A 20,446-nucleotide genomic window follows, 5' to 3' on the forward strand; every position below is an offset into this window, starting at 1 on the left:
GTGCGGAGTCGTCAGCTGTCGGTCTTCGCCCCGCGGCGGCGCATGCCGAAGAACACCGCGCCGCCACCGACGACGACCAGGGCCGCCGCGATGCCGGCGATGATGCCGGTGTTGGAGTCGGCGCCGGTCTCGGCGAGGTTGGAGTCACCGGCCGGAGCGGGCGCGTTGGCCGCCGGTGAGGTGCTCTGGCTCTCCGACGGCGTCGGAGCCGGAGTCTCGGTCTCCTCGGCCGGCTTCGACGGGGAGGCCGACGGGGTCGGCGTGGCCGGCACAGTCGCCGGGGGCTGCTCCTCCTTCTTGCAGGCCGTGGCCGGGGTGACGAGGTTCGGCTTGATGTCCTCGTCGACGTACGGAGTGGCCTTGACGTGGATGCGGTACTCGGCGTTCGGCTTCCAGTCCTCGGCGAAGGTGATGGTGGTGCCCTCGCGCGAGCCCTTGACCACCTGTTCACCGACCTTCTTCACGTCGGCGCCGTTGTTCTCCAGGTACACGGTGACCGTCGCCGGGACGCCGGCCGGGTCCACGTCGGTGACGGTGATGACGCCCTTGTCGCCGTCGCACTTCGCCTCGGCCGAGAACTCGTTGATGTTGCAGGCGAGCGCGTCGCCGGCGGCACCGAGCGCGAGCGCGGCCGAGGCGGAGACGACACCGAGGATCCGCACGGAACGTGCGACGGTACGACGCGATGCCGTACGGCGTGATACGGACAGAACTGCCACGTTTGTCCTTTACGGGATGCGCAAATGCGGGGGGTGGAGGCAGTGTTGACGGAAGATCAGCACTACCGGGAGGCTCACAGGTCTATAAGCGCTGCATAAGTAGTGTCAACGCATATGCAGGTTGCAAGCACTTGCTTTGCCAGCTTATTAACCGCCGAGACGTTTCAACGCCTCCGGCGCCTCCTCGATCCGCTCCACCAGCGCGATCCGCGCCTCCATGGAGCGCCCCTTGGCCAGCGACCGGAGCAGGGGCCAGGCCGGCAGTCGCTCCGTCCAGTGCGCGCGGTTCACGAGCACCATGGGTGTCGGCTCGCCGCGCGACTCGTAGTAGTTCGGCGTCGCGTTGTCGAAGATCTCCTGCAGCGTCCCGGCGGCGCCCGGCAGGAACACCACACCCGCGTTCGACCGGGCCAGCAGGCCGTCCTCGCGAGTGGCGTTGGCGAAGTACTTGGCGATGTGGGAGGCGAACGCGTTCGGCGGCTCGTGGCCGTAGAACCAGGTCGGGATGCCGACGGAACGACCGCCCCGGGGCCAGCGGGCGCGTATCTCGAGGGCGGCCGCCGCCCATTGGGTGATCGACTGGGTGAAGTGCGGTGTCTTGCCGAGCAGTTCGAGCGACTCCGTGAGCATTTCGTCGCCGAACGGGGCGGCGTACGCTCCGAAGTTGGCCGCCTCCATCGCGCCGGGGCCGCCGCCGGTGGCGACCGTGAAACCGGCCCGGGCCAGCTCCCGGCCGAGCCGTGCGGCGCCCGCGTACTCCTCCGTGCCGCGGGCCATCGCGTGACCGCCCATCACGCCCACCACCCGCGCACCGGAGAGGAGTTCGTCCAGGGCGTCCGAGACGCTGTCGTCGTGGACCGCGCGCAGCAGGGACGCGTAGATGTCCCTGTCCGCCTTGGTGCGCTGGAACCAGGCGTAGGCGAGGGCGTCGGGCGTGGCCTCGTAACCGTCGGCCAGGGACGCGAACAGCTCGTCGGGCGAGTAGAGCAGGCCGCGGTACGGGTCGAACGGCAGGTCCGCGACCGGCGGGAAGACCAGGGCGCCGTCGCCGCGGATCTTCGCGGCCGCGTCCTCGCGCATCGCGCAGCCGAGGAAGACCGCGCCGGCCGTGTCCGTGGTGAGCAGCTCGCGCGTGCGGTCCGTCAGATCGACGGCCTGGACGCGGTGACCGGCGAGCGTGCCACGCGCCGAGACCGTCGCGTCGAACTCCTCGAGCGTCTCGATCTCATGGTCGTCGTGGTGGGCCGCATGGGCGGGCATCGTCTGCACCCGCCCATGCTGGCACAGCCGGTTCAGCCCTCGACGGCCGACGGGTCCATCCACACGACCTCGAAGGTGTGGCCGTCCGGGTCGTCGAAGGCACGGCCGTACATGAACCCGTGGTCCTGGGTCTCGCCGGAGACGGAACCGCCCGCAGCGACCGCCTTCTCGACCAGTTCGTCGACCTTCTCGCGGCTCTCGGAGCTCAGCGCGAGCAGCACCTCGCTGGTCTTCGTCGAGTCCGCGATCTCCTTCTTCGTGAACTGGGAGTACTTCTCCTTGGTGTGCACCATCACCACGATGGTCTCGCTGATCACGACCGAGGCGGTCGTGTCGTCGCTGAACTGCTCGTTGATCGTGAAGCCCAGCTCCGTGAAGAACTTCTTCGAGGCGCCGAGGTCGCTGACGCACAGGTTCACGAAGATCATCTGCTGGTACATGGAGGTCTCTCCCGTCGGGTCGATGTCGTTACGCGAGATGAGACCGGGGACCGGCGCGCAACTCATCGCCGTTCGGAGATTTTTTTCGTACGAGTCTTCGGCGGGCGCCGGCGGGCTCAGCGGGCCAGCGGCAGCGCCGCGAGTTCCGCGACCGTCAGCGTGAGCGGACCGAACAGGGCGAGCAGCGCACCCGCGCGGAGAGCGGTGGCGCTGCGCAGCATCGTCGCGGGGGCGCCGAGACGCAGCAGCGCCGCGGTGATGTCGGCGCGGGCCTGCCGGGCCTCGACCGCGGCCGTGAGGAGCGTCGCCACGGTGCAGCCGGTCACGAGCAGCACGCCGAGGATGGTGAGCGGACCGAGCGACAGCCCGTTCGGGGCGTGCAGCAGCGTCATGGCCCATGCGGCGGCCATGACCGCGCAGACGACGCCCAGGGGTCGGCCGATGCGCGTGGCCTCCGCCATGAGGATGCGGCCGGCCAGGAGCCGCAGGGCGCCGGGGCGGGCCGACTGGAGCAGCCGCCCGCACAGGTGTGTCAGGCCCGGCCCGGCCAGGGCCAGGCCCACGGCGCACAGCGCCCAGCCCACCAGGACGCCGGGGGAGGCGCCGGAGAAGGTGAGGTCGGGGGGCGTGGGGGAGGTGCGGCTCGTGTAGGTCTCCACGGCGAGGCCCGCGGCCAGGACGGCGATGCCCCAGGGGAGACCGGAGGGGGCGGCGGTGGGGGAGGCCTCGGGGTCGAGAGTGCCCGGCAGCGCCGCGTCGAGGGCGGCGGGGTCGTCGGCGCTGTCACGTGCCGCGGGGTGCCCGGCAGGGGCCTCGTCGAGACTGAGGGCGCTCACGGCGTCCGGCCTCGCGGGGTGCGGGGCGGGATGCTGAGCGGGATCGCCGGTCAGATTCACGGGACCGGGCGGCTGAGTGGGGTCGACGACCCCACTCGCCGTGCCGCCGCCCGTGACGGTCGCCGAGGCCTGCCCGTCGGTCCTGGCCACCGGTGGCCCGCTCTTCCGCGCGGCGGACTCCGTACCGGTGGCGTCCCCGGGCCGGACGATCTGCCGGCCGAACCGGCCGTACGCCCCGAAGGTCTCGCGTGTGCTCGTACGGCGGTACGCGCCGAAGCGGCCGTACGTCCTGGCCGCACGGGGCCCGGCCGGCCTCGCCTCCCTGGGCCGCAGCGCCAGTGCCACCGCGACGGACGCGCCCACGGGCACGATCGCCAGCAGCGTCAGGACACCCGGCAGCGGCAGCGGCTGGTCGGCGGCGAGGGACTCGGCGGCGGCGGCGTCGAAGGGCATGCCGGTCAGGTCGCCCCGCAGGTGGAGGAAGAACAGCAGGGCGAGCATCGAGCCCAGGGTGCAGGACAGGGCTGTGGTCGTCGCCGAGACGGCCATCAGGCGCACCGGGCCGAGGCCGATCGCCGAGAGGCCGGGGCGGGGCTGGGTGCCGGGGTCGGTGCGGGCCACCGCGACCGCGAAGTACACCGTTGCGGCCAGCGGGGCCGCGCACCAGGCCAGGCGCAGCAGGGCGGCGCCGGGGGAGCCCGGGTGGCCGAGTGCGTAGCCCAGGGCGCAGAGCAAGAGGAAACCCGTGCCCGCCGAGGCCGCCGCGACCAGGAGGCGGCGCAGCTGGACGGCGGGGTGGGAGCCGCGGGTCAGACGGAGAGCGAGCACGCGGCCCGGCCTTCCGGCTCGGCGTTCTCACCGACCGGCGGTAGGTGCACGGTCTGCACGCACCGCCCGTCGAGCAGCGACACGGTGCGGTCGGCGAGGGCCGCGGTCTCCGGGTCGTGCGTGGCCAGGACGACGGTGATGCGGTGGGAGCGGGCCGCCGTGGTGAGAGTGCGCAGCACATGGGCGCGGTCGGCGCGGTGCAGGGGCGCGGTGGGCTCGTCGGCGAACAGCACCGACGGCGCCGGGGCGAGGGCGCGGGCGATGCAGACCCGCTGGCGCTCTGCCTGGACCAGCTCGTGCGGGCGTTTGCGGGCGCTGTCGCCGATGTCCAGGCGCTCCAGCCACTCCAGCGCAGCGGTCTTGGCCCGGCGCCGGCTGGTGCCGCGCAGCATCAGCGGCAGGGCGGCGTTCTCCCAGACGTTGAGCTCCGGCACCAGGGAGGGGGCCGGGTCGATCCAGCCGAAGCGGTCGCGGCGCAGCCGCTCACGAGTGAGGGGGCCCATGGTGTGCACGGGCACGCTGTTGAACCAGACCTCGCCGCGCCGGACGGGCACCAGGCCGGACAGGCACCGCAGCAGGGTCGTCTTGCCGCTGCCGCGCGGGCCGCTGAGGGCGAGGATCTCGCCCTCCCGGACGCCGAGCGAGACGCCGCAGAGCGCGGGCGAGCCGTCCTCGTGCTGGAAGTGCAGGGCACGTGCCCAGAGCACGTCGTTGTCCGGCCGGGCCTCCATGGGCGTACACCTCGGTTCTGGTCGGAAATGCTGCGCTGTGTCCCTCGTGCGGGCGAACGAGTGCGGAGGCCGCCGGTCACGCGCTCGGTCCCGGGTAACGTGTGTCGTGGACAGCGCGTCGCGAGAAGCAAGCACGTGCCGCCTCCTAGGCGTTTCTGCCGCCCGGGCTGGTCTCAACCCGGCTGGTGCTGATCGCGTCGGACTCGGTCGCTCGCTGAGCGACCGAGCAGCGTGAGCCAGGAACCCCCGTGAGGGGGAGGAGTCAATGGGCACGCTAGGCAGCCCGCGGCAAGCAGCCGGACAGCACGCGGCCCCGGGCGCCCGTTTCTCACTCGAACGGACGGCACCGGGGCCGTTGTTGATCATCCCTATGCTGATCGCTCCTAAGGAAGATCAGAGCTTCGTCCACGCCTCCGACAGCGTCGCCCGCAGGATCTGCTCGATCTCGTCGAACGTCGACTGGTCGGAGATCAGCGGCGGGGCGAGCTGGACGACGGGGTCGCCGCGGTCGTCGGCGCGGCAGTACAGGCCGTTCTCGTACAGCTTCTTGGAGAGGAAGCCGTACAGGACCCGCTCGGTCTCGTCCGCGTCGAAGGACTGCTTGGTGTCCTTGTCCTTGACCAGCTCGATGCCGTAGAAGAAGCCGTTGCCGCGGACGTCGCCGACGATCGGCAGGTCGTGGAGCTTCTCCAGGGTGGCGCGGAAGTTGCCCTCGTTGTCCAGGACGTGCTGGTTGAGGTTCTCGCGCTCGAACAGGTCGAGGTTGGCCAGGCCCACGGCCGCGGAGACCGGGTGGCCGCCGAAGGTGTAGCCGTGCAGGAAGGTGTTGTCGCCCTTGTAGAACGGCTCGGCGAGGCGGTCGGAGATGATGCAGGCGCCTATGGGGGAGTAGCCCGAGGTCATGCCCTTGGCGCAGGTGATCATGTCCGGTACGTAGTCGAACTTGTCGCAGGCGAAGTACGTGCCCAGCCGGCCGAAGGCGCAGATGACCTCGTCGGAGACGAGCAGCACGTCGTACTGGTCGCAGATCTCGCGGACGCGCTGGAAATAGCCGGGCGGGGGCGGGAAGCAGCCGCCCGCGTTCTGCACCGGCTCCAGGAAGACCGCGGCGACCGTGTCCGCGCCCTCGAAGAGGATCTGCTGCTCGATCTGGTCGGCGGCCCAGCGGCCGAAGGCCTCGGGGTCGTCGCCGTGGATCGGCGCCCGGTAGATGTTGGTGTTCGGGACCTTGTGGGCGCCCGGTACGAGGGGCTCGAAGGGCGCCTTGAGGGCGGGCAGTCCGGTGATGGACAGGGCGCCCTGCGGGGTGCCGTGGTAGGCGACCGCGCGGGAGATGACCTTGTGCTTGGTGGGCTTGCCGACCAGCTTGAAGTACTGCTTGGCGAGCTTCCAGGCGGTCTCGACCGCCTCGCCGCCGCCGGTGGTGAAGAAGACCTTGTTCAGGTCGCCCGGCGCGTGGTGCGCGAGGCGCTCGGCCAGCTCGACGGCCTTGGGGTGGGCGTACGACCAGATGGGGAAGAACGCCAGCTCCTGCGCCTGCTTGAAGGCGGTCTCGGCGAGCTCGACGCGGCCGTGCCCGGCCTGCACCACGAACAGGCCGGCGAGCCCGTCCAGGTAGCGCTTGCCCTGGTCGTCGTAGATGTACGTGCCCTCGCCCCGGACGATCGTGGGGACGGGGGCCTTCTCGTACGACGACATACGCGTGAAGTGCATCCACAGGTGGTCGTACGCGGTCTGGGAGAGGTCCTTGCTCACGGCTATCGGGTCCTCACGGTTATCGGGTTCCCCACATGTAGGTCTGCTTCTTGAGCTTGAGGTAGACGAAGCTCTCGGTGGAGCGCACTCCGGGGACGGCCCGGATGCGTTTGTTGATGACGTCCAGGAGGTGGTCGTCGTCCTCGCAGACGATCTCCACCATCAGGTCGAAGGAGCCTGCGGTCATCACCACGTACTCGCATTCCGACATGGCCGTCAGCGCGTCCGCGACCGACTCCACGTCGCCCTCGACGTTGACGCCGACCATCGCCTGTCTGCGGAAGCCCACGGTGAGCGGGTCCGTGACGGCGACGATCTGCATCACGCCCTGGTCGAGCAGCTTCTGCACGCGCTGGCGCACGGCCGCCTCGGACAGGCCCACGGCCTTGCCGATGGCGGCGTACGGCCGGCGGCCGTCCTCCTGGAGCTGCTCGATGATGGCGAGGGACACCGCGTCCAGCTGCGGCGAGCTGCCGTTCCTGGACTCGCGGGAGGACTCGCGGTGCTCCCGCGAGCCCTTCTGGTCTGCGCTTCGACTGGCCACGAGGTCACTGTGCACGAGGTCTCGACACTTCCGCAAGCCTCGATCGATGAAATCCGTTGTTTCAGTCGCTCGCTACTGCGGATTCCGCACGATCGAAGGGAGCGGGGGTGTTGAAAACGTGGGTCGGCCGACTAGGGTGGGTGTCTCAAGTACTGGACATCCGAACTGGAGGGCCGGCAGTGAGCACCGAGCTGCGTCGTCTGCGCAACTACATCGGCGGTGAGTTCCGGGACGCCGCCGACGGACGGACCACCGAGGTGGTCAATCCCGCGACGGGCGAGGCGTACGCGACCGCTCCGCTGTCCGGGCAGGCGGACGTGGACGCCGCGATGGCGGCGGCCGCCGAGGCCTTCCCCGGCTGGCGCGACACCACTCCCGCCGAGCGCCAGAAGGCCCTGCTGAAGATCGCGGACGCCTTCGAGGAGCGCGCCGAGGAGCTGATCGCGGCCGAGGTGGAGAACACGGGCAAGCCCATCGGGCTGACCCGCTCCGAGGAGATCCCGCCGATGGTCGACCAGATCCGCTTCTTCGCGGGCGCGGCGCGGATGCTCGAGGGCCGCTCGGCCGGTGAGTACATGGAGGGCCTGACCTCCATCGTGCGCCGCGAGCCGGTCGGCGTCTGCGCGCAGGTCGCGCCGTGGAACTACCCGATGATGATGGCCGTGTGGAAGTTCGCCCCGGCGATCGCGGCGGGCAACACGGTCGTGCTGAAGCCTTCCGACACCACCCCGGCGTCGACGGTGCTGATCGCGGAGATCCTCGGCGGGATCCTGCCGAAGGGCGTCTTCAACGTCATCTGCGGTGACCGCGAGACCGGCCGCATGATGGTCGAGCACGAGACCCCGGCGATGGCCTCCATCACCGGTTCCGTACGGGCCGGCATGCAGGTCGCCGAGTCCGCGGCCAAGGACGTCAAGCGCGTCCACCTGGAGCTGGGCGGCAAGGCCCCGGTCGTCGTCTTCGAGGACACCGACATCGCCAAGGCCGTCGAGGACATCTCGGTCGCGGGCTACTTCAACGCCGGCCAGGACTGCACGGCCGCCACGCGCGTACTCGTCCACGAGTCCATCCACGACGAGTTCGTCTCCGCGCTGTCGAAGACCGCGTCCGAGACGAAGACCGGGCAGCCGGACGACGAGGACGTGCTGTTCGGCCCGCTCAACAACCCCAACCAGCTCAAGCAGGTCGAGGGCTTCATCGACCGGCTGCCGGCGCACGCGCGCGTGGAGGCCGGCGGCAAGCGGGTCGGCGACAAGGGCTACTTCTACGCGCCGACCGTCGTCTCGGGCCTGAAGCAGGACGACGAGATCATCCAGAAGGAGGTCTTCGGCCCGGTCATCACCGTCCAGTCCTTCCGCGACGAGGACCAGGCGGTGGAGTGGGCCAACGGCGTCGAGTACGCGCTCGCCTCCTCCGTCTGGACCAAGGACCACGGCCGCGCCATGCGGATGTCCAAGAAGCTCGACTTCGGCTGCGTGTGGATCAACACCCACATCCCGCTGGTCGCCGAGATGCCGCACGGCGGCTTCAAGAAGTCCGGCTACGGCAAGGACCTGTCGGGGTACGGCTTCGACGACTACACGCGGATCAAGCACGTGATGACGTCGCTGGACGCGTAGTCACCCGAGCAGTCCGCGAGCGGCCCCGGACGGTTGGTTTCCGTCCGGGGCCGCTCGTGCGTCCACAGGTGGCTCTCGACACCCCGACAGCTCGCGGTCGCCTTCTACGGGCCCTACCGCGACCCGGCCCGCAACATCTGGGTCGTCGAGTTCGGGATGATCGCCTGCGCGGGCATCGTCCCGCTCGCCCTGATCTGCGGACCCATCCGCGAGATCCCCTTCTGGTGGTCGGTGATCGACATGGCCTTCGGGGTGCTCGGGGTGATCCCGCTGTACGCCGTACGGCAGAAGATCAAGCGGCTGGAGGCGCTCACCCCGCGCCCCGTCCCGGTGCCGCGGCCTGACCGGAGCCGGTGCCGTCCGGTTGGTCCGCGCGAAAAAGTGTTATCCGTGCGCCTTCACCTCGTCTCCACGATGTGATCTTCGACATGGCGAGAACCCCGGGACCGCCTGAGAGGGTGCGTGCGCGGAACATCAGTGAACCCAGGCGTCGAGAGGCCACCGTGGACAGTCAGCACTGGCGTGCCGTCGTCATGGCGGCGCAGGCCGGCGACCGGCAGGCGCTGGACGAGCTGGTCGCGGGCTGGCTGCCGCTGGTCTACAACATCGTGGGCCGGGCCCTGAACGGCCACGCCGACGTGGACGACGTCGTCCAGGAGACCATGCTGCGCGCGGTCGGCAACCTCGGTTCGCTGCGCGACCCGGACAGCTTCCGGTCCTGGCTGGTGGCCATCGCCATGCGGCAGGTCCGGGACCGCGCCCGGCGGAAGACCCCGGACCGGCTGGAGGAGGCCGCGGCTGCCGACTTCGCCGAACTGGCCGTGCTGCGACTGCAGTTGGAGGGGCAGCGGCGCGAGGTCGCCGAGGCGGTGCGCTGGCTCGACGACGAGGACCGGCAACTGCTGTCGCTGTGGTGGATGGAGGCCGCGGGCGAACTGACCCGGCGTGAGCTGGCCGCCGCCGTCGGCATCACCCGGCAGCACGCGGCCGTGCGCGTCCAGCGGATGAAGGAGCGCCTGGAGACCTCGCGCGGCATCGTCCGCGCCCTGGACGGTGCCTGCCCCGACCTGCGCGAACTGACCGGCCGCTGGAACGGCCGGCCCGACTCGGTGTGGCGCAAGCGGCTGGCCCGGCACATCCGCGGCTGCGGCTACTGCGGCGACACCCGGGAGCCCGTCGTGCCGGCCGAACGCCTTCTCGTCGGCATCGCGCTCGTCCCGCTGCCCGCCGGCTTCACACTGTCGCTGGCCTTCGGTGGCAAGACGGCGGTAGCCGCCACCTCCGCGGGCTGGTCCGCCAAGCTCCTGGGCGGGCTCACCAAGCCGGCCGTCGCGATGACGGCGGGCGCCACGATCGTGGCGGGCGGCGCCTACGTCGTCACCCAGCCGCCCGACGCCCCGCCGCCCCGGGTCGCGGTCACGCCCACGGCGACGGCCGCCTCCGAACCGCCACCGGCCTCCGCTCCGTCCACCCCCACGCCCTCCCCGCCGGTGACGAAGAAGCCGGACCTGTACGGCACGGTCGTCGACGCCGTCGATCGCGCTCCCGACCCGGACGCCCGGCCCACTGCCCTGCCCCGCCGTCCCGAGTCCGGCATCACCAGCACCGGCGGCCCCAGGGCCGTCATGCAGCACCGGGGCGACAGCGTGACGCTGAGCGGCCAGGGCTATGTCCTGGTCCGCTGGCAGATCTCGCCGCACGCCCGGCCCGGCGCGGTCGTCATGCCGACCTGGACCGGCCTGAAGGGCAAGCTGTTCCACGTGGCCTCCGGCGGCTCGCGCCGCATGGACGACCCGCTGCCCGGCGCCCCGAACGGCTACGTCACCGGCATGGGCGGCCCCGGCATCGGGTACGCGGTGCTGCCGCCCGGCACCCAGCAGATGTGGCAGAACGAGTACTTCTACGTCGACGGCACCGTCACCCTCACCCAGAACGAACGCGGCTGCGACTACGGCATCGCCGTCTTCACGTCGAGCTGGCAGGCCGTGGACAAGGACGTCAACGAGGGCCCCGCTCAGGGCGCCATCCGCTACGGCCTCGTCCGCGACACCGGCACGGACGGCGCGCCGGTGCCGCAGTACCTCACGCGCGCGACCCCGGCCGACCCGGCGACGGTGCCGCAGCGCTCGCGCGTGTAGCGCACAGCACGTCGACGCGGTTGGTGGTGATCGAGTCCACCCCGGCGGCCAGGAGCCGTCGCATGGAGCGACGCGTGTCCGGGGTCCAGACGGACAGCAGGCAGCCGTCGCGGTGGACCCGGTCGGCGAGGGGGCGGTCCACCAGCGAGAACCGGTAGTTGAGCCAACGCGGGCGGATCGCCTCCAGCAGGACGGGCCGGGGCGGGGCCAGGGTCGTCCAGGTGAGGGCGATCTCGGCGGCCGCGTCCGCCGCGCGCACGGCGAGCATGGCGTCGGCGCCCGCGCAGTAGTAGACGCGGTCCGCCGCCCCCGACGCCCGCACGGCGTCCATGACCCGGCGCACCGCCCGCACGTCGGGCGAGCCGGGCAGGTCGATCATCACCCGGTGCCCGTCGGTCGCCGCCAGGGCCTCCGCCAGGGTCGGCACCCCGCCGTCGGTCAGCCCGCGCACCTCGTCCGAGGACAGCGCGAGCACCGGCCGCTCGTGCTCCCACAGCCGCTTCAGCGTCGCGTCGTGCAGCAGCACCGGCACGCCGTCCCGGGTGAGCCGCACGTCGATCTCCACCGTGTCCGCGCCCCGGGCGAGCGCGGAACGCAGCGAGGCGACGGTGTTCTCACGGACCCGGTAGGGGTCGCCCCGGTGAGCCACGGCGGTCACGGGCCGCCCGGGCCGCTGTGCGGTCGGCGTCACCGGTCGAGCCATCCCGCGGTGTACGTGTCGATCTCGTCGTCGATCCGGGCCTTGCCCGCGGCGTCCAGGAAGGACGCCCCGACGGCGTTCTTGGCCAGGCCGGCCAGGCCCCGCTCGTCCAGGTCGAGGAGCCGGGCGGCGACCGCGTACTCGTTGTCGAGGTCGGTGCCGAACATCGGCGGGTCGTCGGAGTTGATCGTGACGACGACGCCGGCCCGCACGAACTCCTTGATCGGGTGCTCGTCGAGGGTGCGGACCGCGCGCGTGGCGATGTTCGAGGTGGGGCACACCTCCAGCGCAATCCGGTGCTCGGCGAGGTGTGCGAGCAGCTTCGGGTCCTGCGCGGAGCTGGTGCCGTGCCCGATGCGCTCGGCCCGCAGATGCGTCAGCGCGTCCCAGACCGTCTCGGGGCCGGTGGTCTCGCCGGCGTGCGGTACGGAGTGCAGTCCGGCGGCGATCGCGCGGTCGAAGTAGGGCTTGAACTGCGGCCGGGGCACGCCGACCTCCGGCCCGCCGAGACCGAAGGAGACCAGGCCCTCCGGGCGCAGCCGGTCGTCGGTGGCGAGCCGGGTCGTCTCCTCGGCGGCCTCCAGGCCCGCCTCGCCGGGGATGTCGAAGCACCAGCGCAGCACGGTCCCGAACTCGGCCTCGGCCGCCTTGCGGGCGTCCTCGATCGCGTCCATGAAGGCACGCTCGTCGATGCCGCGACGGGTGGACGAGAACGGCGTGATGGTCAGCTCGGCGTAGCGCACCTGCTGCCGGGCCAGGTCCCGGGCCACCTCGTACGTCAGCAGCCGGACGTCCTCCGGTGTGCGGATCAGGTCGACGACCGACAGGTACACCTCGATGAAGTGCGCGAAGTCGGTGAACGTGAAGTAGTCGACCAGGGCCTCGGGGTCGGTCGGCACCTTCGAGTCGGGGTGCCGGGCGGCCAGCTCGGACACGATCCGGGGGGAGGCGGATCCCACGTGGTGCACGTGCAGTTCGGCCTTGGGCAGTCCGGCGATGAACGCCGTGAGGTCGCGTGGGGCGCGGGGGTCGACGAGATGCTGGGTCAAGGTTCCTCCCCGGAACGGCGCTGGTGCCGGCGCGTGGCGGGCGGGGCGCGGGTGATCGGCTGATCGATGACTCGGGGCCATCGTAGGCCGAGTGGGGAAGGCGTTTTCCGAGGGTGGGGCGTTCGGTGGCCGCGCGAGCGGGGGCACCGTCGTCAGGGGCACGGGGAACCGCGCGGCAAGCTCCCGAGCACCCGCCCTGTGGCCCGCGCCGGACGGCCCCGTAGCATGGCGGCACGATCGACCCAGGGGGGATGCACCATGACGGACCCGACGCAGCCCGGCGGAGGCGGCGCACACGACCCGTGGGCGCCCCCGGAGAGCAAGCCGTCACTCGACAAGGACCAGCCGCCCACCGCGGGTCCCCCCTCCGTGCACGACCAGGCCACGGTCACGTCGATGCCGAGCGCGGGCTTCACCCCGCCGGCCGGCACGTCGCAGTTCGACGGCACCGGCACGGGCGCGGTCCCGCCCCCGCCGGTCGCCCCCACCGGCCCGGCGGCGACCGGCGGTTACGGATATCCCGGCTACCCCCAGGCCGGGGGCGGCTACGGCTGGCCCGGTATGCCACCGGCCCCGCAGAACGGCATGGGCATCGCCGCGATGGTGCTGGGCATCGTCTCCTGCACCCTGTTCTGCCTGTACGGCGTGGTCTCCCTGGTCACCGGCATCCTCGCCGTCGTCTTCGGCATCAAGGGCCGCAAGCGCGCCGAGGCCGGTGTGGCCACCAACCACGGTCAGGCCCAGGCCGGTCTGATCATGGGCATCATCGGGATCCTCCTCGGCATCGCGGTGATCGTGCTGATCGCCGTCGGCATCACGGCCGCGATCAACAGCGACGAATACGACGACGACCCGTACTACGGCGCACAGGGTCCGGTGGCCACCGCCGCGTCCCACCGCTGAAACAGCCGTACGCCGCCGCGGACCTGGCCGTCGGCCGGGGCAGGGCCACCCGCGGTGAGGCCACCAACAAGGGTGCGGCGACCGCCGGTTTGGTCTGCGGCATCATCGCCACCGTGATCCTGCCGCTGCTGGGCTTCCTGCTGTTCGCCAGGATCATGGGCGGACTCGGCGCGGCCGCTTGAACGAGGCCGCGGCCTGAACGAAGTCTCGGGGAGGGGCCGGTCCCCGGACCGGCCCCTCACTCATGCCGCTTCAGCCCGCAGCCGCTGTCGCGCCTCCATCAGCGCGAACCCCAGCAGATTCGGTCCCCGCCACCGCTGCGGATCCATCGCCGCCTCGTCGTCCGCGGCCAGCCCGATGCCCCACACCCGGTCCACGGGGCTCGCCTCGACCAGCACCCGGTCACCCGTGGTCAGCAGGAACTCCCGCAGCCCGGGGTGGGCGCCGAACTTGTGGACGCTGCCCTCCACGACGATCCGGAACCGCTCCCGCTCCCATATCGCCTCGTCGAACCCGCGCACCAGCCGCCCGGCCTTCTTCGCCTCGGCGGGATGCCCGGACGCCAGCACGGCACGCTCCGCCGCCGCGTCCTGGAACAGCCGGGCCTTGGCCGTCATCATCCAGTGCTCGGCCGTCGCGTACTCCACGCCGTCGACCGTGAACGGCGACGGCCACCACTGGCTCAGGCAGCTCGGTCCGATCCGGCCGTCCGGACGCGGCCGGTGCCCCCAGAAATGCAGATACTTGATCTTCGTCCCCGCACGGACCGCCCTGATCAGGGCGTCCCGCGAAGCGATCGCCCCCGTGATCTCCTCCATGCACGCGAGTCTGGCACGCACTACGGACACAGCGTCCTGCCTTTCCCGGCCGACTCGGCACCTGGTCGACAGATTCCGTCGCGTAACCAAAAATCAACAACGGAATCCCTTGTTGGAGTGTCATCCCTCTGTCAGGATCGGCACTCAAATCGAGCCTGAGCCACGCCGGCCCCACCGCGGGGACACGGAGGAGAGCGACATGCACAACCCGGGTACCGCCACCCCGGACCGATTTCCGGCCGAGGAGCGCTTCGCGCAGGGCGCGCAGTTCATCGCGGGACGCCTGACCAGGGGCACCTCCGGCCGTACCCACGCGGTCGTCGACCCGGCCTCGGGTGCGGAGGTCCTCACCTACGAACTGGCGGGCACGGCCGACGTCGACCGGGCCGTCGCCGCCGCCCGCGAGGCCTTCCCGGGCTGGGCCGCGACCACGCCCGGCGAGCGGTCCGACGCCCTGCACCGGTTCGCCGCGGTCCTGGCCGACCGAGCTGAGGACTTCGCCCGCGCCGAGTCGCTCCAGTGCGGCAAGCCGCTGAAGCTGACCCGCGAGTTCGACGTCCCCGGGACGATCGACAACACCGCCTTCTTCGCCGGCGCCGCACGGCATCTGCAGGGGCAGTCCGCCGGAGAGTACTCCGGGGACCACACCTCGTACGTCCGGCGCGAGCCCATCGGGGTCGTCGGGTCGATCGCGCCCTGGAACTACCCCCTGCAGATGGCCGCCTGGAAGATCCTCCCGGCCATCGCGGCGGGCAACACCATCGTCCTCAAGCCCGCTGAGCTCACCCCACTGACCTCGCTGCTCTTCGCGCAGGCGGCCGCGGACGCCGGCATCCCCGACGGCGTGATCAACATCGTCACCGGCACCGGAAGGGAGGCCGGAGAGCACCTCGTGGGGCATCCCGACGTGGCCATGACCTCCTTCACCGGTTCCACCGCCGTCGGCAAGCGCGTGGCGGAGATCGCCACCGCCACCGTCAGACGCCTCCACCTGGAGCTCGGCGGCAAGGCGCCCTTCGTGGTCTTCGACGACGCCGACCCGGAGGCCGCCGCCCACGGCGCGATCGCCGGCGCGCTCATCAACACCGGGCAGGACTGCACGGCCGCCACGCGCGCGTACGTGCAGCGACCGCTGTACGACGCCTTCGTGGAGCGGACCGCGGCGCTCATGGAGACGGTCCGGCTCGGCGACCCGTTCGCCGCCGGCACCGACCTCGGCCCGCTGATCTCGCACGCGCATCGCGACCGGGTCGCCGGTTTCGTCGACCGGGCGCGCGCCTACGCGCGCGTGGTGACCGGCGGCGAGGCACCCGAGGGGGAACTCGCGAAGGGCGCCTACTACCGGCCCACCCTGATCGCCGACGCCGCCCAGGACAGCGAGGTCGTCCAGTCGGAGATCTTCGGGCCGGTCCTGGTCGTGCTGCCCTTCGACACCGACGACGAGGGCATCGCGCTCGCCAACGACACCCCGTACGGACTGGCCGCCTCCGCCTGGAGCCGGGACGTGTACCGGGCGAACCGGGCCACGCGCGAGATCAAGGCCGGGTGTGTATGGGTGAACGACCACATCCCGATCATCAGCGAGATGCCGCACGGCGGCTACAAGTCCTCCGGGTACGGCAAGGACATGTCCGCGTACTCGTTCGAGGAGTACACCCAGATCAAGCACGTCATGTTCGACAACACCGCGGTGGCCGCGAAGGACTGGCACCGCACCGTCTTCGGGGACCGAGGGGGCTCCTGATGGATCTCCGTGGCGTCACGGCGTCCGGCACGCACGCTCGCCGCACGCCGTGAACGGACAGGTGGCTCCGCCACATGACCGTTCCCACCGCACGCCGATCGCACGCACCGGACGCCGCTCCTTCTTCCACGGATGTCCATCACAAGACCCCCAGCCGTATCAGGCCGCCTGACCCGCGGCCGCCCACCCTCCGAAAGGGCACCACGCGCATGGAGCAGTACGAGCCCGACCGCCTGTCCCCGGCCCAAGTGGCCGCCATGCGGCGCAGTTTCACGAACGGCAGAGCCGCCCTCACACGGCGGTCCCTGCTGCGCGCCTCCGCGGGCGGCGCGCTGGCGGCCGGCGGACTCGGGACGCTGAGCGCCTGCGGCATCCCGGCGGCGGGCAAGTCGCAGGGCGGCGTCTCCGCAGAGGACCACTCGGCCAAGGAGAAGACGGTGAACTTCTCCAACTGGACCGAGTACATGGACGTCGACGACAGCGGCAAGCACCACCCGACGCTGGAGCAGTTCGCCAAGCGGACCGGCATCAAGGTCAAGTACACCGAGGACATCAACGACAACAACGAGTTCTTCGGCAAGATCAAGCCGCAGCTCGCCGCCGGCCAGGACACCGGCCGTGACCTGATCGTCCTCACCGACTGGCTGGCCGGCCGCCTCATCCGACTGGGCTGGGTGCAAAAGCTCGACCCGAGCAACCTGCCGCACGCCTACGCCAACCTGTCGGCCCAGTTCCGCAGCCCCGACTGGGACCCGGGGCGCGCCTACTCGTACGTCTGGCAGGGCATCTCGACCGTCATCGCGTACAACAAGAAGGCCCTCGACGGCGTCGAGGTGAAGTCGATATCCGACCTGCTCGACAACCCCAAGCTCAAGGGGCGGGTCGGCTTCCTGTCGGAGATGCGCGACAGTGTCGGGATGACGCTGCTCGACATGGGCAAGGACCCGGCGGACTTCACCGCCGACGACTACGACGCGGTCATCGCCCGTCTGCAGAAGGCCGTCGACAAGGGCCAGATCCGCCGCTTCACCGGCAACGACTACACCTCGGACCTGACCAGCGGCGACTTCGCGGCCTGCGTCGCCTGGGCCGGGGACGTCGTCCAGCTCAAGGCGGACAGCCCCGACATCGACTTCCTCATCCCGGACAGCGGCTACATGACGTCGACGGACAACCTGCTGATCCCCAACAAGGCCCGTCACAAGGCGAACGCCGAGCGGCTCATCGACTTCTACTACGAGCCGAAGCCGGCCGCCGAACTCGCCGCGTACATCAACTACGTGTGCCCCGTCGACGGCGTGAAGGCCGAGCTGGCGAAGATCGACGAGGACGCGGCGAACAACCCGCTGATCATCCCCGACAAGGCCATGGCCGCCAAGTCGCACGCCTTCCGCTCGCTGAGCTCGAAGGAAGAGACCGAGTTCGAAGCGAAGTTCGCGAAGCTGACGGGGGCGTGACCCAGGATGACGAACAAGACAGACCCCACCGGCGACGTCCGCCTGACGGGCATAGCCAAGACCTACGGCGCCTTCACCGCCGTGCACCCGCTCGACCTGACCGTGCCGCAGGGCTCCTTCTTCGCCCTGCTCGGCGCCTCCGGCTGCGGCAAGACCACCACCCTGCGCATGATCGCGGGCCTGGAGGACCCCTCAGCCGGCACCGTCTTCCTGGGCGACCAGGACGTGACGGCCCTCCCGCCGTACAAGCGGCCGGTGAACACGGTCTTCCAGTCGTACGCCCTCTTCCCGCACCTCGACATCTTCGAGAACGTCGCCTTCGGCCTGCGCCGGCGCGGCCTGAAGTCGGTGAAGAAGCAGGTCGAGGAGATGCTCGACCTGGTCCAGCTCGGCGAGCAGGCCCGCAAGAAGCCGCACCAGCTCTCCGGCGGCCAGCAACAGCGCGTCGCCGTGGCCCGCGCGCTGATCAACCACCCCAAGGTGCTCCTGCTCGACGAGCCGCTCGGCGCCCTCGACCTGAAGCTGCGCCGCCGGATGCAGCTGGAGCTCAAGCGCATCCAGACCGAGGTCGGCATCACCTTCATCCACGTCACGCACGACCAGGAGGAGGCCATGACGATGGCCGACACGGTCGCCGTGATGAACGCGGGCCGCGTCGAGCAACTCGGGTCGCCCGCCAACCTCTACGAGAACCCGCGCACCACGTTCGTCGCCGACTTCCTCGGCACCTCGAACTTCATCGAGGCCGAGGTCGACGGCAAGAGCGGCGACCAGATCGTGCTCAAGGCGGGCGGCGGCAAGCTCGTCCTGCCCGCGGCGCGGTGTTCCGCGCCGGCGACGACCGGCGGCAAGGTGCTGGTCGGCGTCCGTCCGGAGAAGATCTCCCTCACCCACGCGGACGACGCCGGCGAGATACCGGAGGGCCGCAACCGCATCACCGGCCGGATCGCCGACTCCAGCTTCATCGGCGTCTCCACGCAGTACGTCGTCGACAGCCCGGTCTGCTCCGACTTCGAGGTCTATGCCCAGAACCTCGACCGCGATCCGCGTCTGGTGCCCGGCGTCGAGGTCGTCCTGCACTGGAACCCGGCCCACACCTTCGGGCTGGACGCGGCCCGGTCCGTGCTTGACGGACCAGAGGGCCCCGCCGGAGCGGAAGAGGCGGTCTGATGTCGACACTCACCGAGGCGCCACCGCCGCTCGCACCACAAGCACCCGGGCCGAAGCCCCCGAAGCGCCGGGGCCGCTGGACCCCGTACTGGCTGCTTCTGCCCGGCATCCTCTGGCTGCTGGTGTTCTTCGCGCTGCCGATGATCTACCAGGCCTCCACGTCCGTGCAGACGGGGTCGCTGGAGGAGGGCTACAAGGTCACCTGGCACTTCGCCACGTACTGGGACGCGCTGTCCGCGTACTGGCCGCAGTTCGTCCGCTCGGTTCTCTACGCGGGCACGGCGACGATCCTGTGCCTGCTGCTCGGCTACCCGCTCGCGTATCTGATCGCCTTCCGGGCGGGCCGTTGGCGGAACCTGATCATGATCCTGGTGATCGCGCCGTTCTTCACCAGCTTCCTGATCCGCACCCTGGCCTGGAAGACGATCCTCGCGGACGGCGGCCCGGTCGTCGGCGCGCTCAACACGCTGCACGTTCTGGACGTCACCAGCTGGCTCGGCTGGACCGACGGAGACCGCGTCCTGGCCACCCCGCTCGCCGTGGTCTGCGGCCTGACGTACAACTTCCTGCCGTTCATGGTCCTTCCGCTCTACACCTCGCTGGAGCGCATCGACGGCCGGCTCCACGAGGCCGCCGGCGACCTGTACGCCCGTCCCTGGACGACCTTCCGCAAGGTGACCTTCCCGCTGTCGATGCCGGGCGTCGTCTCCGGCACCCTCCTCACCTTCATCCCGGCGGCCGGCGACTACGTCAACGCCGACCTCCTCGGCTCCACGGACACCCGCATGGTCGGAAACGTCATCCAGACGCAGTTCCTCAGAGTGCTCGACTATCCGACGGCCGCGGCGCTCTCCTTCATTCTCATGGCGGCCATTCTCCTCATGGTCACCCTCTACATCCGCAGGTCCGGGACGGAGGATCTGGTCTAAATGCCCTTCGTCAACTGGCTCAAGAGAAATCTCGTCGTCATCGCGGGACTGCTGACGCTCGGATATCTGCTCCTGCCGAACATCATCGTGACGGTGTTCTCCTTCAACGCACCGAAGGGGCGCTTCAACTACGAGTGGCAGCAGTTCTCCCTGGACGCCTGGAAGGACCCCTGCGGGGTGTCCGACCTGTGCGGCTCGCTGTCCGTCAGCCTCCAGCTCGCGTTCTGGGCGACCCTCGGCGCCACCCTCCTCGGCACGCTCATCGCCTTCGCCCTGGTCCGTTACCGGTTCCGCGCCCGCGGCGCCGTGAACTCGCTGATCTTCCTGCCGATGGCGATGCCCGAGGTCGTCATGGCCGCCTCGCTGCTCACCCTGTTCCTCAACATGGGCGCGCAGCTCGGCTTCTGGACGATTCTCATCGCGCACATCATGTTCTGCCTGAGCTTCGTGGTCACGGCCGTCAAAGCGCGTGTGATGTCGATGGACCCGAAGCTCGAGGAGGCGGCGCGGGATTTGTACGCCGGCCCGTTCCAGACCTTCGTCCGGGTCACCCTGCCGATAGCGGCGCCGGGGATCGCGGCGGGCGCGCTGCTCGCCTTCGCCCTCTCCTTCGACGACTTCATCATCACCAATTTCAACGCCGGCTCGACCGTCACCTTCCCCATGTTCGTCTGGGGATCGGCGCAGCGCGGAACGCCCGTTCAGATCAATGTCATCGGCACGGCCATGTTCGTCATCGCCGTACTGTTCGTCCTGATTTCCATGGCGGCCGGAAACCGCCGCAGCAGACAGAAGCCATAAGCCGT

The 20,446-nt window shown here is 70.6% G+C and carries 18 protein-coding genes and 2 pseudogenes; 10 read left to right on the top strand and 10 right to left on the bottom strand.

What is annotated here, in order from left to right; translation table 11 throughout:
- Positions 1-11: 11 nt before the first annotated feature.
- The 7 genes from ACWD1U_RS15700 to ACWD1U_RS15730 all read right to left on the bottom strand — a co-directional run bounded on the left by ACWD1U_RS15700 (position 12) and on the right by ACWD1U_RS15730 (position 7,128).
- The gene (locus ACWD1U_RS15700; RefSeq protein WP_451107818.1) at positions 12-662 is read right to left on the bottom strand and encodes an LAETG motif-containing sortase-dependent surface protein; all 651 of its coding nucleotides are present in this window, start codon (positions 660-662) and stop codon (positions 12-14) included.
- 204 nt (positions 663-866) lie between these two features.
- Positions 867-1,988: an LOG family protein gene (locus tag ACWD1U_RS15705; protein WP_451107820.1), complete on the bottom strand. Its 1,122-nt coding sequence runs from the start codon at positions 1,986-1,988 to the stop codon at positions 867-869.
- A 23-nt stretch (positions 1,989-2,011) separates the two neighbouring features.
- The gene (locus ACWD1U_RS15710; protein WP_451107980.1) at positions 2,012-2,419 is read right to left on the bottom strand and encodes a VOC family protein; all 408 of its coding nucleotides are present in this window, start codon (positions 2,417-2,419) and stop codon (positions 2,012-2,014) included.
- A 116-nt stretch (positions 2,420-2,535) separates the two neighbouring features.
- Complete coding sequence (locus ACWD1U_RS15715; RefSeq protein ID WP_451107822.1) at positions 2,536-4,083, bottom strand: hypothetical protein; 1,548 nt, start codon at positions 4,081-4,083, stop codon at positions 2,536-2,538.
- Positions 4,065-4,814 carry an ABC transporter ATP-binding protein gene (locus ACWD1U_RS15720; RefSeq protein WP_451107824.1) on the bottom strand — a complete coding sequence of 250 codons (750 nt, stop codon included), beginning with the start codon at positions 4,812-4,814 and terminating at the stop codon, positions 4,065-4,067. The genes ACWD1U_RS15715 and ACWD1U_RS15720 overlap by 19 nt, the downstream gene beginning before the upstream one ends.
- A gap of 393 nt (positions 4,815-5,207) precedes the next feature.
- Positions 5,208-6,569: an aspartate aminotransferase family protein gene (locus tag ACWD1U_RS15725; RefSeq protein ID WP_451107825.1), complete on the bottom strand. Its 1,362-nt coding sequence runs from the start codon at positions 6,567-6,569 to the stop codon at positions 5,208-5,210.
- A 19-nt stretch (positions 6,570-6,588) separates the two neighbouring features.
- Positions 6,589-7,128, bottom strand: coding sequence for an Lrp/AsnC family transcriptional regulator (locus ACWD1U_RS15730; RefSeq protein WP_059419035.1), 540 nt, complete (start codon positions 7,126-7,128; stop codon positions 6,589-6,591).
- Between the two features lie 164 nt (positions 7,129-7,292).
- Between ACWD1U_RS15730 and ACWD1U_RS15735 the strand changes: the two genes are divergently transcribed.
- The 3 genes and pseudogenes from ACWD1U_RS15735 (at position 7,293) to ACWD1U_RS15745 (ending at position 10,870) form a co-directional block, all read left to right on the top strand.
- Entirely contained in the window at positions 7,293-8,732 is a 1,440-nt protein-coding gene (locus ACWD1U_RS15735; RefSeq protein ID WP_451107827.1) for a gamma-aminobutyraldehyde dehydrogenase, read from the top strand.
- Positions 8,733-8,822: 90 nt separating this feature from the next.
- Positions 8,823-9,152, top strand: a pseudogene (locus ACWD1U_RS15740) (hypothetical protein); the annotation flags it as partial.
- 113 nt (positions 9,153-9,265) lie between these two features.
- Positions 9,266-10,870, top strand: coding sequence for an RNA polymerase sigma factor (locus ACWD1U_RS15745; RefSeq protein WP_451107982.1), 1,605 nt, complete (start codon positions 9,266-9,268; stop codon positions 10,868-10,870).
- On the opposite strand, the gene ACWD1U_RS15750 is transcribed toward ACWD1U_RS15745, so the two are convergent.
- Together ACWD1U_RS15750 and ACWD1U_RS15755 are read right to left on the bottom strand one after the other, a co-directional pair.
- Positions 10,815-11,573, bottom strand: coding sequence for a glycerophosphodiester phosphodiesterase (locus tag ACWD1U_RS15750; RefSeq protein WP_451107829.1), 759 nt, complete (start codon positions 11,571-11,573; stop codon positions 10,815-10,817). The genes ACWD1U_RS15745 and ACWD1U_RS15750 overlap by 56 nt on opposite strands.
- Positions 11,558-12,619: an adenosine deaminase gene (locus ACWD1U_RS15755; RefSeq protein ID WP_451107830.1), complete on the bottom strand. Its 1,062-nt coding sequence runs from the start codon at positions 12,617-12,619 to the stop codon at positions 11,558-11,560. Before ACWD1U_RS15755 ends, ACWD1U_RS15750 begins: the two co-directional genes overlap by 16 nt.
- A 258-nt stretch (positions 12,620-12,877) precedes the next feature.
- Here ACWD1U_RS15755 and ACWD1U_RS15760 point away from each other — a divergent pair, with 258 nt between their 5' ends.
- Both ACWD1U_RS15760 and ACWD1U_RS15765 read left to right on the top strand, forming a co-directional pair.
- The gene (locus tag ACWD1U_RS15760; RefSeq protein ID WP_451107832.1) at positions 12,878-13,522 is read left to right on the top strand and encodes a DUF4190 domain-containing protein; all 645 of its coding nucleotides are present in this window, start codon (positions 12,878-12,880) and stop codon (positions 13,520-13,522) included.
- Between the two features lie 26 nt (positions 13,523-13,548).
- Positions 13,549-13,704, top strand: a pseudogene (locus ACWD1U_RS15765) (DUF4190 domain-containing protein); the annotation flags it as partial.
- A 60-nt stretch (positions 13,705-13,764) separates the two neighbouring features.
- On the opposite strand, the gene ACWD1U_RS15770 reads toward ACWD1U_RS15765, so the two are convergent.
- The gene (locus tag ACWD1U_RS15770) at positions 13,765-14,340 is read right to left on the bottom strand and encodes an NADAR family protein (protein ID WP_451107833.1); all 576 of its coding nucleotides are present in this window, start codon (positions 14,338-14,340) and stop codon (positions 13,765-13,767) included.
- Positions 14,341-14,539: 199 nt separating this feature from the next.
- Between ACWD1U_RS15770 and ACWD1U_RS15775 the strand changes: the two genes are divergently transcribed.
- The 5 genes from ACWD1U_RS15775 to ACWD1U_RS15795 all read left to right on the top strand — a co-directional run bounded on the left by ACWD1U_RS15775 (position 14,540) and on the right by ACWD1U_RS15795 (position 20,441).
- The gene (locus tag ACWD1U_RS15775; RefSeq protein WP_451107834.1) at positions 14,540-16,084 is read left to right on the top strand and encodes a gamma-aminobutyraldehyde dehydrogenase; all 1,545 of its coding nucleotides are present in this window, start codon (positions 14,540-14,542) and stop codon (positions 16,082-16,084) included.
- A 209-nt stretch (positions 16,085-16,293) separates the two neighbouring features.
- A complete protein-coding gene (locus ACWD1U_RS15780) occupies positions 16,294-17,541 on the top strand; it encodes a polyamine ABC transporter substrate-binding protein (protein ID WP_451107835.1) in 1,248 nt (415 codons plus the stop codon).
- A 6-nt stretch (positions 17,542-17,547) separates the two neighbouring features.
- Entirely contained in the window at positions 17,548-18,711 is a 1,164-nt protein-coding gene (locus ACWD1U_RS15785; RefSeq protein ID WP_451107837.1) for an ABC transporter ATP-binding protein, read from the top strand.
- Positions 18,711-19,640, top strand: coding sequence for an ABC transporter permease (locus ACWD1U_RS15790; protein ID WP_451107838.1), 930 nt, complete (start codon positions 18,711-18,713; stop codon positions 19,638-19,640). Before ACWD1U_RS15785 ends, ACWD1U_RS15790 begins: the two co-directional genes overlap by 1 nt.
- Entirely contained in the window at positions 19,641-20,441 is an 801-nt protein-coding gene (locus ACWD1U_RS15795; RefSeq protein WP_451107839.1) for an ABC transporter permease, read from the top strand. It abuts the gene before it with no gap.
- Positions 20,442-20,446 lie beyond the last annotated feature (5 nt).

The sequence above is a fragment of the Streptomyces sp. NPDC002788 genome, from assembly GCF_053592115.1.